Annotated in this window: 6 protein-coding genes; all 6 read right to left on the reverse strand. The window is 71.4% G+C overall.

Annotated features, from left to right (window positions below):
- Window positions 1–232 precede the first annotated feature (232 nt).
- Genes A6A40_RS22410 through A6A40_RS22435 form a run of 6 tightly spaced genes read right to left on the reverse strand, consistent with a single transcriptional unit; the run spans window position 233 to window position 16,874 of the window.
- Window positions 233–1,279 (reverse strand): OsmC family protein, encoded by a 1,047-nt coding sequence (locus A6A40_RS22410; protein WP_108548113.1) that lies wholly within the window; start codon window positions 1,277–1,279, stop codon window positions 233–235.
- A complete protein-coding gene (locus tag A6A40_RS22415; RefSeq protein ID WP_236783964.1) occupies window positions 1,276–2,607 on the reverse strand; it encodes a trans-sulfuration enzyme family protein in 1,332 nt (443 codons plus the stop codon). Before A6A40_RS22415 ends, A6A40_RS22410 begins: the two co-directional genes overlap by 4 nt.
- Window positions 2,588–3,853 (reverse strand): SidA/IucD/PvdA family monooxygenase, encoded by a 1,266-nt coding sequence (locus A6A40_RS22420; protein ID WP_108548114.1) that lies wholly within the window; start codon window positions 3,851–3,853, stop codon window positions 2,588–2,590. Before A6A40_RS22420 ends, A6A40_RS22415 begins: the two co-directional genes overlap by 20 nt.
- Window positions 3,854–3,886: 33 nt before the next feature.
- Window positions 3,887–4,657 (reverse strand): thioesterase II family protein, encoded by a 771-nt coding sequence (locus A6A40_RS22425; protein WP_108548115.1) that lies wholly within the window; start codon window positions 4,655–4,657, stop codon window positions 3,887–3,889.
- Window positions 4,654–8,079, reverse strand: coding sequence for a non-ribosomal peptide synthetase (locus A6A40_RS22430; RefSeq protein WP_108548116.1), 3,426 nt, complete (start codon window positions 8,077–8,079; stop codon window positions 4,654–4,656). The genes A6A40_RS22425 and A6A40_RS22430 overlap by 4 nt, the downstream gene beginning before the upstream one ends.
- Window positions 8,079–16,874, reverse strand: a complete 8,796-nt coding sequence (locus tag A6A40_RS22435; protein ID WP_108548117.1) for a hybrid non-ribosomal peptide synthetase/type I polyketide synthase — start codon at window positions 16,872–16,874, stop codon at window positions 8,079–8,081. The genes A6A40_RS22430 and A6A40_RS22435 overlap by 1 nt, the downstream gene beginning before the upstream one ends.
- Window positions 16,875–16,896 lie beyond the last annotated feature (22 nt).

Genomic DNA, 16,896 nt, shown 5'->3' on the forward strand with positions numbered 1-16,896 from the left:
GGCGATTGGGAATGGCCGGAGTCTCCGGCGGCGATGTGGGCGCGGTCACGCGGGGCATCGCGGGGGCGGCGGGACTCTCCGGCTGGCACGGCGGGCAAAGGGCCTTCGTTCGGGAAGGCTGGGGGCTGCGTGCGGCGCTCATTCTAACCGGGCATCGCATCCCTGTCCGGCCGGAGCGGGAGGTTTCACAGCCGGCGATGGACGAATCGCCGGCTGGAACAAGGGGATGCGCTCAGTCGGCGCGCTCAAGCGCCGCAGGCGTGGCGTTGACGAAGGCCTGCCAGCAGGGCGAGGAGTCCTGCGCCATGCGCAGGAAGCGCCGCATGTCAGTCTCGCTGTTGTCGCTGACGGCGGACAGTTCGATGCGGTTGTCCTGCAACTGCACCGCCGACTTGTCGAACAGGTTGAAGCAGCCCTTCATGTCGAGCCGGCAGCGCATGGTGGCGTTCAACTGGCGCAGCGGGCGTCCCTCGCCCCGGCAGACCAGCACGAGCTGCTGCGCAAGATCCGCAACGACCGCCGCCAGGATGTATTCCTGCGGGTTGGGCGCCTCGTTCAGCCCGGCGGCCGGCACCGGCTGGTCGACCGGAAAGCGGGCCGGCAGCGACCAGCGTTCCTGCCGCCAGCGGCGGTCGCGGAGGCTAACGTCGAACTGGGTGGCGTTGCGCCAGGCCACGTCGACGCCGAGGTCGAGCGGGTCGCTGCCCTCCGCGTCGCCAACCGTGCCGCCGCTTTCCTCCGCCGGGGCGAACAGGCCGCCGCTGCGGAAGCCGGAGGGCAGGTGGCGGTAGTCGAGTTCGATGGCGTTGGGCAGGGTCACGGTGATGTAGTTGGGCGAGAAGCGCGCAACGTTCATCATCATCTGCTTGTACTGCCACCAGCTTCCGTCGGCGGTCAGGTTCACCAGCGCCGACAGGTCGGTCAGGCGCGTGCGCGCCCGACGCGCGGCCGCCTCCACCTTCAGCCGGTCGATGGTGATGCCCTTGTAGGAGGCGCCCTGAACCAGGATGTTGGCGATGCAGGCGCCGAGCCCGGTCATGAAATAGTCGGCCGGGGTGGGCGGTGCCGTCGGACCGGGATCGGTGTGGTGCCCGGCGCGGAAGGAGAAGTCGCGGCCGAGCCGCTTGCTGCCGAAGCGCAGCGGCAGGGTGCGGATCTCCATGGCCAGCCCGCCCAGCCACTCCAGCCCGACGCCGTAGAGGATCTCGTTCTCGCCGGGAACCTTGCGGATCTCGTGGACGAGTTCGCTGACGGCGGCGACGTTGATGCCGTTCTTCATTCGTTGATGTCCCCGATGGTGGCCAGCGCCTGGGTGAAATCCGCCTTGAGGTCGGCGACGTCCTCGATCCCGACCGACAGGCGCATCAGGCCGGGATTGATGCCGATCTCGCGGCGCTGTCGTTCGATCAGGCTGCTGTGGCTGGTGTTGAAGGGCATGCTGATCAGCGATTCCACGCCGCCCAGGCTGGTCGCCGCCTGGACCAGGGTGAGCGCGCTCATCAGCTTCAGACCGGCGCGGTCGCCGCCCTTCATCTCGAACGACACCATCCCGCCGGCACCCTTGACCAGCAGATCCGCCGCCCAGGGATACGGATAGCCGGGCAGGTCGGGGTGGTGGACGCGGGCGATGGCCGGGTGGGCCGCCAGCCAGTGCGCCAGTTCCCGTGCGCCCTCGCAATGCGCCTTCATGCGCAGCGACAGTGTCTTCATGCTGCGTTCCAGCAGCGAGCAGTCCTGCGGGTTCAGGCTGCCGCCCAGCTTCAGCATCTGCCCCCAGACCATGTCCATGTATTTGCGGCTGCCGGCGGCGCAACCGGCGACGAGGTCGCTGTGGCCGTTCAGATACTTGGTGCCGCTGTGGATGACGACGTGGGCGCCGTGGTCGATGGGGGTCAGGCAGCAGGGCGACAGGAAGGTGTTGTCGAGCACCAGGAACAGGTTGTGCCGCGCCGCCATCTCCCCCAGCTCGCGCACCGGGGCCAGCTTCAGCAGTGGGTTGGTCAGCGTCTCGAAGAACAGCAGTTCGGTGTTCTCCTGGATCGCCGCCTCGATGCCCGCGGCGTCGGTCGGGTCGACGAAGCTGACGCTGCGCCCGAACTGGTGCATGTCCTCGCGCATCAGGTTGTAGCTGCCGCCGTAGATGTCGCGGGCGGTGACGATGTGGCCGCCGCGGTTGGTCAGCGCCAGCAGGGTCGCGCTGATCGCCGCCATGCCGGAGGAGAAGACGATGGCGCTTTCCGCATGCTCCAGCGCCGCGATCTTCTCCTGCACCGCCCACTGGCTTGGATTGCCGTAGCGGCTGTAGATCGGGTAGTCCCGGATCATGCCCTGGTCGAAGGCTTCGTAGCTTTCCGGCTGGAACAGGAAGGTCGTGCTGGCGAAGACCGGGGTGCCGACCGCCCCGGTGATGGGATCGTTGTAGGTGCCGGCATGGACGGCCAGCGTCCCCGCCCCGTGCGAGCGCGGGTCGAGACTGGTCTGGTTCTCCATGCGCGGGCCGGCATTGCGCGACCGCGTGAGCTGGTCGGCCCATTCCGTCTTGGCCGAGACGCCGGTCGCTTCGCTGCGGAAGCGCCCGGCCCACTCCTTAAAGATATTCTTTTTCAAGACATGCTCCAGCCGCGTGTTGAAGGACCGACGCCGCCCGCGCGCACAGCGCGTCGCCGTCCGGTCCCTGGAAGATGTTGATGCCCACCGGCGCTCCCCGGTAGGAGGGCTCGCCGATGCCCGAGCCGTCGCGCCCGAAGCCGAGCCCGATTCCGAGCAGGCCGGGCAGCGCGTCGCCGTCCGCCGTGCGCAATTGCCCGTCGCTGCCGACCATCACCGCGCTGCCGTTCCTGCCGGCGGTCAAAGGGCGGTCCTGGGCGTCGGCCAGCGGCGGCAGGTTGGGGCGGTAGCCGGTGGCGGCGACCACGGCATCCATGCCGCGCAGGGCGTCGGCGATGTCCGCCTCGTCGGGGCAGGGGCGCAGCGTGACCATCGGATGCTGGCCGGCGAGGATCTGCTCGTAGAGCACGCGCGACCGCGTATAGAGCCCCTGGAAACGGAAGACGCGGCCGCTCGCCGGACACAGGTCGGATTCAGGATCGAAGCGCTCTCCCGCCGCCCGCGCCAGGGAGGCGCTGCGATGCATGCGGCGGATCGGCCCGCTGTGCAGCAGAGTCAGCCGCAGGCCGCTGCCGGCATACAGCTCCAGCAGCTTGTGCAGGACGGAGAAGGCGCTGTGCGAGGCGCCGACCACGGCGATCGACCGTGCGCCGTCGGGCAGCAGGGCGGTCACGTCGCAGGGGCGTACCACCGCGTCGGAATGGAGCAGCGGGACGCCGGCATCGGCGGCGGCGCGGCGCAGACCGTCGGGCAGATGGGGGGCGCTGCCGGCGGCCAGCACGGCGATGGGACTTTCGAAGCCGCGTCCCTGGGCGAGATGCAGCCGCCAGCCCTCCGCCGTCCGGCTGACCCGCGTCACCGTCGCCCCGTAGGCGATGCGGCTGTTGGGATGGCGCCGCATGGCCTCGACGGTGAGGCGGCGGGCCTCCGCCACCAGCAGCGCGACAAGCTGGAGGGAGATCGCCCGGTTGCCCGCCATACGGATCATGCGGCCGGCCGGTCCGTCGAGCAGCGGTCCGAACAGCCCGTCCGGCGCGATGCCGTCGAGGAAGTCGGAGGCGTCGGAGTTCGACGGGATGTCGTAGTTGACGCCGACCGGCAGCAGGGCCTCGGCGCTTCCTTCACGCTCGTGGATCAGCAGGCCGCGGGCGAGCAGTTCCGGCAGGATGCCCCGGCGGTCGGCGGCGATGAGGAAGCTGGTGCAGCCGGGGCCGAAGCCGACGATCTGGCAGACGGGGTTGGTCATCCGTGGTTGTTCCTTTCGCTCGGAAACGGCCGGTCAGGCCGGTTGCCTTTGGCTCAGGCGGGGAAGCAGGAGCGGGGTCAGCGCCGCGACGATGCGGTCGCGGAGGGCGTCGGCCTGGGCAGGCTGGTGCAGGAAGAAGTGATCGCCGGGCAGAACCGCGACATCGAACGTACCGCGTGCCACGTCCCTCCAACGATGCAGAGCGTCGCAGGGGACCTCCGGATCCTCGGCGCCGCCGAAGACCAGCACCGGGCAATCCAGCGGATCGGCCAGCGGTCGCGACGAGACCGCCTCGCTGAGCCGGAAGTCGGCGCGGATGATCGGCAGCATCAGGCGCATCAGTTCGCGGTTCTCCAGCACCTCGGGCGGCGAGCCGTTGAGGCTGCGCACCTCGGCCAGCAGATCGGCGTCGGCGAGATGGGCGCGGCGGCGGACCGGGACGATGCCCGCCGGGCTGTGGCGGCCAGAGGGAAAGAGGGCCAGCGGAGCGTTGCCGGACTGGAAGCGCCGGGCGATGCGGTAGCCGAGCGCCGCCCCCAGACTGTGCCCGAACAGCGCCCATGGGCGACGGAGCCGAGGCTCCAGCTCGACGCAGAGCCGGTCGACCAGTGCGTCCGGATCCTGTTCCAGCGGCTCGGCCATGCGGACGCCGCGGCCGGGAAGCTCGATCGGCCGGACGGAGATCCAATCGGGAAAGCGCGCGTCCCAGCCGCGGAACACCGCGCTGCTGCCGCCGGCGTAATGCAGGCAGAACAGATCGACGCGGGCGTCCGGCTTCTTGTCCTGGAAGGGCAGGCAGTTCATGGGGTCTCCGCGGGGGGATGGACGTTCGGGCCGGGGTGCGGAAGGCGGTGCTCCGCCTGGGAGCCCTGGCGCAGCACCGCCTTCCACAGCGCTCCCAGCGTCGGCGCCTGGAAGATCGTGGCGAGATCGAGGGGAACGCCGAAGCGCTCGCGGATGGCGGCGGCGAGATGCACCGCCAGCAGCGAATTGCCGCCGGTCTCGAAGAAATTGTCGTCGGGCGAAGCCGGCAGGTGGCCGGTTATCCGGCCCCACAGTTCGGCCAGAGGCGGCAGGCCTGCGCTGCCGGCGGGGAGGGCCGCGCCGTCGGGGCCGCTCGGCTGTTCCTGTGCCAACCGCTCCTGCGCCAGCCGCGTCAGCGCCTTTCGGTCGCGCTTGCCATTCGCGCTCAACGGCAGCTGTTCGACGGCCAGGAAGCGGTCGGGGACCATGTAGCGCGGCAGACGTTCCGCCAACCAGGCGGCGACGGGCGGTTCCTGCGCCTCCGCACCGGCATCGGCCGGTCCGGCCGGGCGGAAGCAGGCGACGAGCTGCGGCCTCCCAGCCGCGTCCGGCACTGCCAGCACCTGGACCTCGGCGATGCCGGGATGCTGCGACAGATGGTTCTCGACGTCGCCGGCCTCGATCCGATGGCCGCGGATCTTGAGCTGGAAATCCTTGCGGCCGAGGAACTCGACCGCGCCGTCCCCCCGCAGCCGGCCGAGGTCGCCGGTGGCGTAGAGCCGGCGGCCGCTGCGGTGGGTGATGAAGGCGGCGGCGGTGCGTTCCGGGTCGTTCAGATACCCCTCGGCCAACCCCCGCCCCTCGATGTGGATCTCGCCGCGCACCCAGGGGGGGCAGGGCGCGCCGTCGGCATCGAGAACGTGGAGCTGCTGGCCGCCCAGCGCGAAGCCGTAGGGAATGGAGGTCCAGTCCGGCTCGATGCGCCCGACCGGGAACTGGTTCGACCAGATCGACGCCTCGGTGGCGCCGCCCAGCCCGTGGAAGCGGATATGCGGGTAGCGGTCGCGCACCAGCCGGGCGAGCGGCAGCGGTATCCAGTCGCCGCTCAGCATCAGCAGGCGCAGGGAGGCGAGGTCCGGGCAGGGGTGCCGCGCGGCGGTGGCGAACGCCATGTCGAGGAGCGCCGGGACCGAGTTCCACACCGTCACCCGCTCGGCAGCGCAGAGCGCCAGGATGGCGGCGGGGTCGGGATGCTCGCTGTCGGCCGGGACGACGATGGCGGCGCCTGCGGCCAGCGCGCCCCAGATGTCGTAGACGCTGAGGTCGAAACTGAGCGCCGACAGGGCGAGCAGCCGGTCGTCGGCCGTCACGCCGAAGCGGGCGTTGAGGTCGAGGATGGTGTTGAGCACGGCCCCATGCGCGATGACCACGCCCTTGGGCTGGCCGGTCGATCCCGAGGTGTAGATGACGTAGGCCGGATCGCCCGCCCGCCGCTCCGGCCGGTGCGGAACAGTGCCGTCGGCCGGGCCGGGATCGGCGGGGAGGCGCCGCACCCCGTCGGGCAGGGCGGCCGGGCTGTCCGTGAGGATCAGGCGGCAGCCGCTATGGGCGAGGATGGCGTCGCGCCGCCGCTGGGGCAGCCGGACGTCCAACGGCAGCCAGACCAGCCCGGCCAGCGCCGCCGCGACGACGGCGACGATTTGCCTTGTGCCCTTCGCCAATTGGATGGCGATCAGGTCGCCGGGACGCGCGCCTTCGGCGCGCAGCGCGGCCGCCAGCGCGCCGGCCCGGCTGGCGAGCTGCCGGTAGGTCAGGCGCGTGCCGTCGGCGGCGGCCAGCGCCTCGCGGTCGGGCGTGCGTGCCGCCTGGGCGATGAAGACGTCCGCGAGGTTTCGGTCGCCGGCCTCCACGAGAACCGGCGCCGGCGGCGGCAGCTCCGCCGGAGCGGCCTGCGCCGGGTCGGGCCGGTCCCATGCCGCCGGATCGGCGAGCAGGGCGTGGAGCGCGCGCTCGTGACGGGCGGCGATCGCTTCGGGGACACCCTCCTCGAAGATGCCGGCGACGTGATCCCAGAAGCAGATCAGCCCCTCATGGTTCTCGATCACCTGATGGTCCAGCCAGACCTGCGGCGTGCGCAGATGGCTGCCGACCAGGGTGAAACGGTCGGTGTGCCGGGGCGGGAGGGGCGGGGTCGTGCCGCTGATTCCGCTGGTGAAGACGAAGGGCATGGCCGGCCGGTCCCCGCCGCGCTCCTGCTGCAGCCGGCGCAGCAACGAGACGCCGGAGACGTCGGCGTGGCCCAGCCGCTCGGCGGTCAGCGCCTGCAGCCGCCGGGCCTGCTCCAGGAAGCTGCCCGCCGGGTCGCACTCCACCAGGGTGGTGTTGCTGCAATTGCCGGCCAGCGCCGGCAGGTCGGGATGCTCGAAGGGGCGATGGTTGGCCAGCACGTTCAGGGTGAAGCGGCGGTCCTGCACCCAGGGCCGCAGCGCCGCCGCATAGAGGGCGAGCATCGTCGCATTGGCGGTGATGCCGCGCCCGGCGGCCAGTGCCTTCAGCCGCTGCCAACGCTCCGGATCGAGCCGGCCGGACAGGCGTCGGAACTCCGACCACAGGGGGGAGCGCCCGGTGACGGGCAGGTCGGGCGGCGGCGGCAGGGTTTGGAGCCGCGCGTTCCAATAGCGGCGGCTCGCCTCGGAAGGGGGCGGCAGCGCCAGGACATAGTCGCGGTAGCCGAGCGCCGGCGGGTGCTCCGGCCCGATGTCGTCGAACAGGTGGCGCAGCAGGTCGCGGAAGATCATCGACAGCGACGGTCCGTCCACCACGATCAGCCGGATCGCCAGCAGCAGCCGGTCGTCGCCGCCCTCCAGCCGGACGAGGGTCGCCGCCAGCGGCGGACCGCAATCGAGCGGCGGCAGGGTGTCGGGATGGGCGGCGCAGAGATGCGCCAGCCGCCGCTCCGCCTCCTCGGCCGTGACGCAGCTGAGGTCGACGACGGTCAGCGTGCAAGGCGCTTCGCCGGGGCGGGCGATGACCTGCGTGCCGTCGGGCTGGAAGCGGCTGCGCAGCACCTCGTGCCGCTGCTGGACGCGGTGCAGCGCCTGCTGGAGCCGGTCCGGGTCGAGCGCGTGAAAGCGGACGTGATGGAAGAAGCAGGGGATCGCCGACTGGGCGTAGCCGCCATGCTCGCCCACCCAATATGCCGCCTGCAAATCGGTCATCGGGAAGGGTTCGAAGCGGCGGTCGGGCTGAGGCTGCAGGGCTGGCTTGTCGCTGCCGCGCGACAGTCCCGACAGTTCGGCCAGCAAGGCGTCGCGGTGGCGGGCAATGCCGGCGCGGACCGCTTCGGTCATGGCGCCCGGCGGGGCATGGTAGCCGAGCCGGCCCTGCGCAGCCGAAAGCCGGATGCCATCACGCCGCAGCCGCTCCTTCACCTGGGCGAGTGTGGCGAGGGTGTCGTCCGTCTGGACTTCGTCCGGGCGCATCAGATCACCCCGCTCTCGAAGGCGTCATCCTGATCGCTGCCCTCTGCGGGGGCGGCGATCAGCAGGGTGGCGAGCTGCGCCGCCTGATCCTTCAGGACCGGAAGGCGCAGCAGAGTCGCCAGGTCGGGCGCCGTCCCGAAGCCGTGCCGGATGCGGCTGGCAAGCCGCGTCATCAGCAGGGAATCTCCGCCCAGTGCGAAGAAGTTCGCGCCGGCCGTGGTCACGGGCTGGTCCAGCACCTCCGTCCACAGGGCGGCGAGGCGCTGCTGGGTGTCGCCCTCCAGCGCCTCGCCCTCCGGCTGGGCCGGTGGCGGCCGGTCGGCGAGGACGGACTGGAGGCGCGCCCGGTCGATCTTGCCGTTGACGGTCAGAGGCAGGCGGGAAAGCTGGTGCCAGCGCTGCGGAACCATCGCGTCCGGCAGCCGTCCGCGCAGCCAGCCGTCGAGGCTTTGCGGATCGAGCACCGCCGCGCCGTCGCCGTTGCGCGCCAGCACGACATGGTAGTTCATCGCCTCGGCCGGGCTTCCCGCCTGCGGAATGGCCGCCTGCCGGGCGAAGCCGGCGGCACCCAGCACCGCCTGCCAGCGCTGGGCGTCCAGCATCGGCAGGCAGCTTTCCAGCCGCTCGTCCTCGTAATGGCTGAGCCCTTCGACGAAGCCGAGGCTGACCAGCTGGAAGCGGGGATTCAGTGTTCCTTCGACCAGAAGCAGATGGCCGCCCGGCTTCAGCAGCGACCGCAGCAGCCGGCTGCTGCGGTTCACGTCCATGGCGTCATGCAGCACGTTGGAGCCGACGATCAGGTCGTAGGAGCCGGGGTCGAGGCCCTGGAGGACCGGATCCTCGTTGATGTCGTAGAGGCCGAACCTCATCTGCGGCCACGCGGCGAAGGCATTGCGGGCGTTGTCGAGGAAATAGCGCGACAGGTCCGTGAAGTCGTAGGTGAAGTCGGGGGTGGGAACGGCCTTCAGGATGGCGTGGGTGACGCTGCCGATGCCGGCGCCGAACTCCAGGATGCGGAGCGGACCGGCGTCCTGGCGTGCCTCGAGCAGCCCGCGCGCGGCCTCTCCGGCGATGGCGTTGAAATGGGCCGAGATCGGATTCTCGCGATACCAGCTTTCGGCGAAGTCGGTACGTCCGCCCTCGAACATCAGCTCCAGCGGGTTCAACGTGCCGTTCAGCAGATCGGCCGGCCGGGCGATGCAGCGCTCGTAGAGCGACCATATGCGGCGCTCGTAGGGCGCGCCGGCCGCCGCCCGGCGGGCGATCCGCGCATGCAGGGCGGCGCGTCCGCCGGTCGGGCAATCCGCTCCGGCTATGAGGGGCGTCGCGGCATAACGTCCGTCGCCCATTTCGGTCAGGATTCCGTCCTCGCACAGCACGCGCAGCCAGCTCTGGAACAGTTTGCCGTAGAGCGGAGCGACGCCGAGCGCGGCGTGGAGGTCGTCCGATGCCGCGGTGTCGCCCGCCTCCCGGAAGAAACCGGCCCCGCGCAGCGTGTCCAGCATCACCCAGGTGCTCAGCTGCTCCATGTCGGCGAAATGCTGCCGGTAGCGGTCGAGGTCAAAGCCCTCGGGCAGCCGGTCGCAGGCGCGGTGGCCGCGGTCCAGCCCCTGTCGCCAATCCCTGTCGGGCAGGGCGGCGCCGGTTGGAGGCGTGGCGTCGCGCCTCACGGTGAAGAAGGCGTGGAGCTGCGGGCGCGGGGCGCCACCCACCAGCACGGCGGCTTGCGCCACGTCCGGGTGGTCGGCCAATGCCGCCTCGATCTCGCCGGGTTCGATGCGGGTGCCGTTCAGCTTGATCTGGCTGTCGATGCGCCCGAGGATCTCCAGCACCCCGTCACGGCCGAGACGGCCGAGGTCGCCGGTGTGGAACAGCCGCTCGCCGCTGCGCGGATGCGGGCGGTAGCGCTCGGCCGTCCGGGCCTCGTCGCGCCAGTAGCCGAGCGACAGGGCCAGACCGCCGGTGCAGATCTCCCCGGCCACGCCGACCGGGCAGTCCTGACCGATCCGGTTCAGCAGATGGCAGGTCTGGTTCTCCAGGGGGCGGCCGTAGGGAATCGTCGTCCCCTCTGGGTCGAGCGCGCCGATGGGATGGTGGGCCGAGACGATGGCGGTTTCGGTCGGGCCGCCGATGCTGTGGATCCGGCAATCCGGCCAAAGGGCATTGAGGCGGCGCACGAGGTCCGGTGCGATCCAGTCGCCGCCCATCATGACGTGGCGCGGGGCAGGCAGTTCGGCGCCGGTCAGCGCCTGTGCATCGAGCAGCATGGCGATGAAGGCGGGAACGGCGTTGAGGATGGTCGGGGCGTGGCGTTGCATCAGCTCCAGCCAATGCAGCGCGTCCTTGCTCCGCTCGCGGTCCGGCAGGATCACGGCGCCGCCGCAGGCCAGCATGCCGAAGACGTCGTAGACCGACATGTCGTGGTGGAAGGCGCAGAGCGACAGCGTCCGGTCGTCCGGTCCGGCATCGAGCCGCCGGTTCAGTGCGCGCAGCGTGTTGATGGGTGCGCGGTGATCCAGCACGGCCCCCTTCGGCTGGCCGGTGGTGCCGGAGGTGTGGATGATGTAGGCGGGATCGCCCGCGTCCTGGCGCCGCGGCGGCGGGGCGGCCGGCTCGTCGCCGTCCTCTCCATCGAGGGACAGCGCGGAGACGTCGATGCGCAGAATGCTCTCGGGCAAATCCTCGGGCAGCTCCGGCGTCGGGCCGGCGGTCAGGATGGCGAAGGGCTGGAGGCCGTGCAGGATGGCGGCGAGCCGCTCGCTGCCCTGCTCGGCGTCGAGCGGGGCATAGCAGGCCCCCGCCGCCTGGATCGCCAGGGCGGCCAGCACCGCGTCGGGCTGCTTGGCCATCGCCACCGCGACCGGCTGCGAGGCCGGCACCCCCAGAGCCAGCAGATGCCCGGCCAGCCGGTCGACCCGGCGCTGCAGGACGCCGTAGCTCCAGCCGCCCTGCGGGCCGATGACCGCCACCGCATCGGGCGTCCGTTCCGCGCGGGCGCGCAGCAGGTCGGGCATGCGGTCGTCCGTGGGCGGCTCGCCCGGCACCGACAGGGCGGCGGCGACCGCCTTGTCGGCGTCGGTGCGCAGATCGGGAACCGGGGCCTCCCACAGCGCCTCCTCCTCGGACAGGCGGGTGAGGAAGGCGGTGTAGGCGGCGAACATGCCGTCGATCAGCTCCGGGTCGAACAGATCGTCGGCGATGAACCAGCGCGTCACCAGCGCGCCGCCATATTCGGTCGCCTGATAATCGAGCCAGACCTGCGGCGTCTGGTTGATCTGGTAGACCTGCCGTTTGGTGAGTTCCCAATCGGCGCGCGACGGATCGTCGAAATCCATGCCGATCATGCTGGTGAAGACCACCGGCATGTCGATGCCGGCCGCGCCCGTCGCCGCCTCGCCGCCTCGGTGACGGCCGAGTTCGCGCATCACCCGGATGCCGTTGAAGTCGCGGTGACTCAGCGCCTGCCACAGATCGTCCTGGGTGCGCCGCGCCGCCGGCAGGAACAGGTCCCCCTCCGCCGCCGAGACCGGAAGCAGCATCAGCGAGGTGAAGTCGCCGCAGATGTCCATCACCTGCGGGTGAACGTTCCGGCGGTTGAAGTAGGTGATGTTCAGCGTGAAGTCCGGTGACCGGCTGTAGGTGGCGAGCAGTTGCGTGAAGGCGGTCAGCAGCGCGCCGCTGGCGGTCAGGCCCAGCCCGGCGGCCCGTGTCTGGAAGCGCTGCCAGAGGGCCGCCGGCAGCCGGTGGTCCAGCGTGCGGAAGGTCGGCCGCTCGATGCCGCCGGGTGCCCGGCGCAACGGCAGGTCGGGGGCGGGCGGAATGCGGTCGAGCCGCTCCAGCCAATGGGCGCGCGCCGCCTGCCAGCCCGGCGTCCCCTCCTGCGCCCGTTCCGCCAGCGCATAGTCGCGGAAGGACAGGGTCAGGGGCGGCAGCTCGGCCTCGGGATCGTCCAGCAGGCGGGCCAGTTCGCCGAAGACGACGCGGAAGCTCTGGATGTCGAAGACCAGCAGATCCATGTCGAGATGGACGCGCGCGATGCCGCCCGGCAGGCGGCTGACCGTCAGCTCGAACAGCGGCCAGCGCTGCGGGTCGAAGACCTGATAGGACATCCGTTCACGGATCCCGGCCAATGCGGCGTCGCGCTCGGCGTCGGGAAGGCCGCGCAGGTCGCGTTCGACGACGCGGTAGGGCCCGACCGTCTCCAGGATTCGCTGCTGACCGAAGGGAGTGACGACGCAGCGCATCATCTCGTGGCGGGCGATCAGCCGGTTCCAGGCGCGCTCCAGCCGGCCGACATCGAGATCCTCGAGCTCCAGTTCGATGTATTCGTGGCAGGAGACGCTGCCCAGTGTCATGCCGCGCTGCCGGCCGAGCCAGAAGGCCTGCTGCAGGTCGGTCAGCGGGAAGGGGTCGTGGCGCTCCTCCGGCCGCGGGGTGACGACGAGCTGCCCCTGGCCGAGAGGGCGGGAGAAGTCGATGTCGTCACGGCCGATCAGGCCGCGGATGTGGGCGGCCAGCGCCGAAACCGTCCGGTGTTCGTAGCCGACCGTCGGCGGCAGCTGCAGGTCGAACCGCTGGTTGATGAGGTGCGTCAGCTCCAGGAAGATCAGGGAATCGACGCCCTGCTCGGTGAGCGGACGGTCCGGGTCGAGCGCGTCGCTGGCGAACTTCAGCCGCTCGCCGATGACGCGGCGCAGATAGGCGGCGAGCTTCGCCTCCTGCTCCTCCGGCGGCAGGCCGGAAAGCGACAGGTCGATGTCTTCGCCGGACTGGCGCAACGCCGCGAGCTGTTCGGCCAGCAGCGGGCGCAGCGCGCTGCGTGTCGCCGGCAAACCGCCGACCGCCGCCGCCAGCGCCTGCGGATCGACGGCGATGGGCATGCGGCCGCAGGTTCCCTCCCCCCACAGCGTCTGCTTCAGCAGGGCGTTGAGCACTGCGAAGCCGGCATCGGCCGGGATCGGCTTCAGGCTGGACTTCTCCAGCCGCTCCAGCTTGGCGGCGCCGTCGCGGATCGTCGCCAGCTGGCCCCAGGCGACCGACAGGGCCGGCACGCCCTGCGCCCGCAGATGGGCGGCGAAGGCGTCCTGCCAGGCGTTGGCGGTGTTGTAGGCAGCACCCGGCATCGCCAGCAGCGCCGCCGCCGAACTGAACAGGCAGAACAGGTCGAGCGGCTGGCCGCGCAGCGCCTCGTACAGCACGAGGCTCCCGGCGACCTTCACCTCCGCCGTGCGGGCGAAGGTCGCGGCGTCCTGGTCGCGCAACAGCGTGCTGAGGCCGGCGTGCGCGGTGTGGAACACCCGGCGCACCGGCTGTTCCAATTTTTCCAGCGCCGTGCGCAGGGCGTCGGCGTCGCGCAGGTCGGCGTCGAGGCGGTGGACACGGGTGCCGCCGGCCTCCAGCGCGGCGATGCAGGTTGCCTGGGCATCGTCGGGGGCGCGGTGCAGGACGAGTGCGAGGTCGCGACAGCCCTGCTGCGACAGCCACTGTGCCAGCGCCCGGCCGACCGCGCCGAAGCCGGCCAGAAGCGTGACGCCGGGCCAGGGCATGGGGTCGCTGTCCTGGCGGGCCGGGATCGAGTCGACCACCGGCTCGTACAGCCTGCCGCCGCGCATCAGCAGCGCCGCCCCCAGCGCGTGCAGGTCGGCGAGCGGATCGAGCAGGGCGGCGGGGTCGCAGTCCTCCCCGACGTCCAGGCAGCCGAGGGCCAGTTCCGGATGCTCGTTGCGCAGGCAGCGCCACAGTGTCATCACCGGCCAGAGCGGGCTGGCCGGCTGGCCGCTGGCAAGGTCGGACGCGCCGCTGACCAGCAGGGCAATGCGGCAGCGCCTGTGCACCCGGGCATGGCGCAGCCAGCCGACGCTGCGGTCGACCGCCTCGCACAGCGCCTCCATGCCGAAATCGGCGGGAAGCGACAGCGGCCGGGCGTCGACGATCTGGTCGAAGATCCCGTTGGCGATCTTGCCGGCGATGCCATCGGCTTCGTGTGTCACGCGGTGGCCCGCCTGCCGCGCCGCTGCCGCCAGGGCCGCCGCGAAGGTACCGTCGCCCAGCACCAGCCAGGATTCGGAGGCGGCGGCGCGGCCGACCCGCTGCTGGTAGAGCTTGGCAAGCTCCTGCCAGCGCCAGCTCCAGAGCTGGATCGCCGGGCCGTCGTAAGGCTCCGGCACAGCCTCTTCGGGAACCGCCGCCGGGCCGGGGGCTGGTCGGGCAGCAGGCCTCGCCGGCCAGCAGCGGGTCGGGGTGAGGCGGAGCGGCGGCAGGTCGGCCCAAGGTCCCTGGAAGCTGCCGTAATGGTCCGCCAGCGGAGCGTCGTAGCCGGCGCGGTAGAGCTGGGCCACCCGATCGGCCAGAGTGGTCTCGCGCTCGTGCAGAATGTCGCAGGAGGGCGGCAGGACGCCGATGCCGCGCAGCAGCCGTCCGAAGGTGCCGTCAGGGCCGATTTCGATCACCCGGTCGATCCCCAGCCCGGCCAGCCGTCGGCCGAGAGCATGGAAACGCACCGGCTGGCGCGCCTGGGCGACCCAATAGTCGGCATCGGGCTGGCCGGGGACCAGCAGGTCCGCGGTCAGGCTGGACAGCATCCGGCAATGCGAGTCACCCGGCAGCGGCTCCGGGCAGGCCGCGCGCAGAGGACCTTCGATGGCGTCCATGGTCGGCGAATGGAAGGCGCGGTTCACCGGCAGGGTACGGAAGGGAATGCCGAGGTCGGCCAGTGTCTCCTTGACGGGCTCCAGGTCGGCAACGGCAGCGCTCAGGGTGCAGCGTTCCGGCCCGTTGACGGCGGCGATGGCGACGCGCGGATGTCCGGCCAGCAAGGCGTGCAGCCGCTCCTCGGGCATCGGCACGGCGATCATGGCGCCGGGTGCGGTCCTGTGCTCCATCAGCAGGGCGCGTTGGGCCACCAGCGGGATGGCACGGGACAGGTCGAGATGGCCGGCGGCGACCGCGGCGGCGAACTCGCCGATGGAGTGGCCGAAGACGAGGTTGGGCAACAGGCCCCAATGGGCCAGCAGGGTGGCGGTGGCGTGCTGCCAGGCGAACAGCGCCGGCTGGGTGTAGAGCGTGCGGTCGAGATCCGCCGCGTGCTCCGGGTCGAACATCGCACGTCCGAGATCGGGGATCCCCGCCTCTGCGAATCCGGTGAGGCAGCGGTCCAGTGCTGCGCGGAAGACCGCGCTGTTCCGGTAGGCGTCGGCGCCCATGCCGGAGACCTGGCTACCCTGGCCGCTGAACATCCAGGCAGTGCGGCCGGCTTCGCGCACGGTCGAGGGGATTGCGCCGCGCAGCGCCCGCGCCAGTTCGCCCGCCCCGCTGCCGGTGACGGCGAGGCGGTGGCGCCCATGCTCGCGCCGCAGCGCCGCGGTGGCGCATTGGGCGGCGAGGCCGTCGTCGCTCAACCGCTCGGCCAGCGCCGCCGCCTGGGCCGCCAGATTGGCCGGATCGTGGTTGGCGCAGACCAGGACATGACGGGCGGGCGGCTCGTCGCGCTGCGGGGCGGAGGACGGCGGCTGCTCGACGATCACATGGGCGTTGGTGCCGCCGATGCCGAAGGAACTGACCGCGGCGACGCGCCGCTCGAACCGCTCGGGCCAAGCGGCGGTCTCCGTCAGCAGCCGGAAGGGACCGGCGGCGAAGTCGATGTGCGGGTTGGCCGGTTCGCCATGGAGGGTGGCCGGCATGGCGCCGGTCTTCACCGCCATCACCGCCTTGATCAGGCTCGCGATCCCGGCGGCGGTGTCGAGATGGCCGAGATTGCCCTTGACCGAGCCGATGGCGCAGTTGCCCGATGGCACCCCTTGCCGTCCGTAGATCTCGGCGATGGCCTGGACCTCGATCGGGTCGCCCAGCGGAGTGCCGGTGCCGTGCGCCTCCAGCAGCCCGATGGCGGCGGGCTCGACGCCGCTTCGCTCCAGGGCGGCAAGGATGGCGCGCTGCTGTCCGGCCTTGCCCGGCGCGGTGTAGCCCAGCTTCTGGCGGCCGTCATTGGCCACCGCCGATCCGCGGATGACGGCGTGGATGACATCGCCGTCGGCGATCGCGTCCGCCAGCCGGCGCAGCGCCACCAGCCCGACGCCGTTGCCGGCGACGATTCCGGTTCCGGCGGCGCCGAAGGGGCGGCAGTGGCCGTCCTGGGAAAAGATCATGCCGGGCTGGGCGAGATAGCCGATGCCCTGCGGAAAGGAGATCGCCACGCCGCCGGCCAGCGCCGCATCGCATTCTCCGCGCATCAGGCTCTCGCAGGCCATGTGGACGGCCACCAGCGAGCTGGAGCAGGCGGTCTGCACCGTCATCGCCGGCCCGGTCAGGTCCAGCTTGTAGGCGGCGCGGGTGACCAGATAGTCCTTGTCGTTGCCCATGAGCTGCTGGAAGCTCTCGGGCTGGGTGATGCGCTCCGGCGCGATGGGGGGCAGAAGCGACTGGTAGGTGCTTTGCCGGCAACCGGCGAAGGCGCCGATGCGCAACGGCCGGCCGGTCAGGTTGGCGCTGTCGAGAAGCCGGCGGCACTCCTCCAGGAACAGGCGGTGCTGCGGGTCCATCAGCTCCGCCTCGCGCGGCGAATATCCGAAATAGGCCAGATCGAAACGGTCCGCATCCGCCACGCGGGTGCCGGCGTTGACGTAGCCGGGCTGCGCCGCGACCGCCGGGTCGATGCCCTCCGCCGCCATGTCCTCCGGGGTCAGCGGCCCGACCGACTCCACCCCGCGCAGCAGATTGTCCCAGAAGGTCTCGACGTCCGGCGCGCCTGGGAAGCGTCCGGTCAGGCCGGTGACGGCGATGGAGTCCTGGTGTGGCATGGCGTTTCCCGAAGGTCGGCAT

The sequence above is a fragment of the Azospirillum humicireducens genome (assembly GCF_001639105.2).
GTDB lineage: Bacteria > Pseudomonadota > Alphaproteobacteria > Azospirillales > Azospirillaceae > Azospirillum > Azospirillum humicireducens.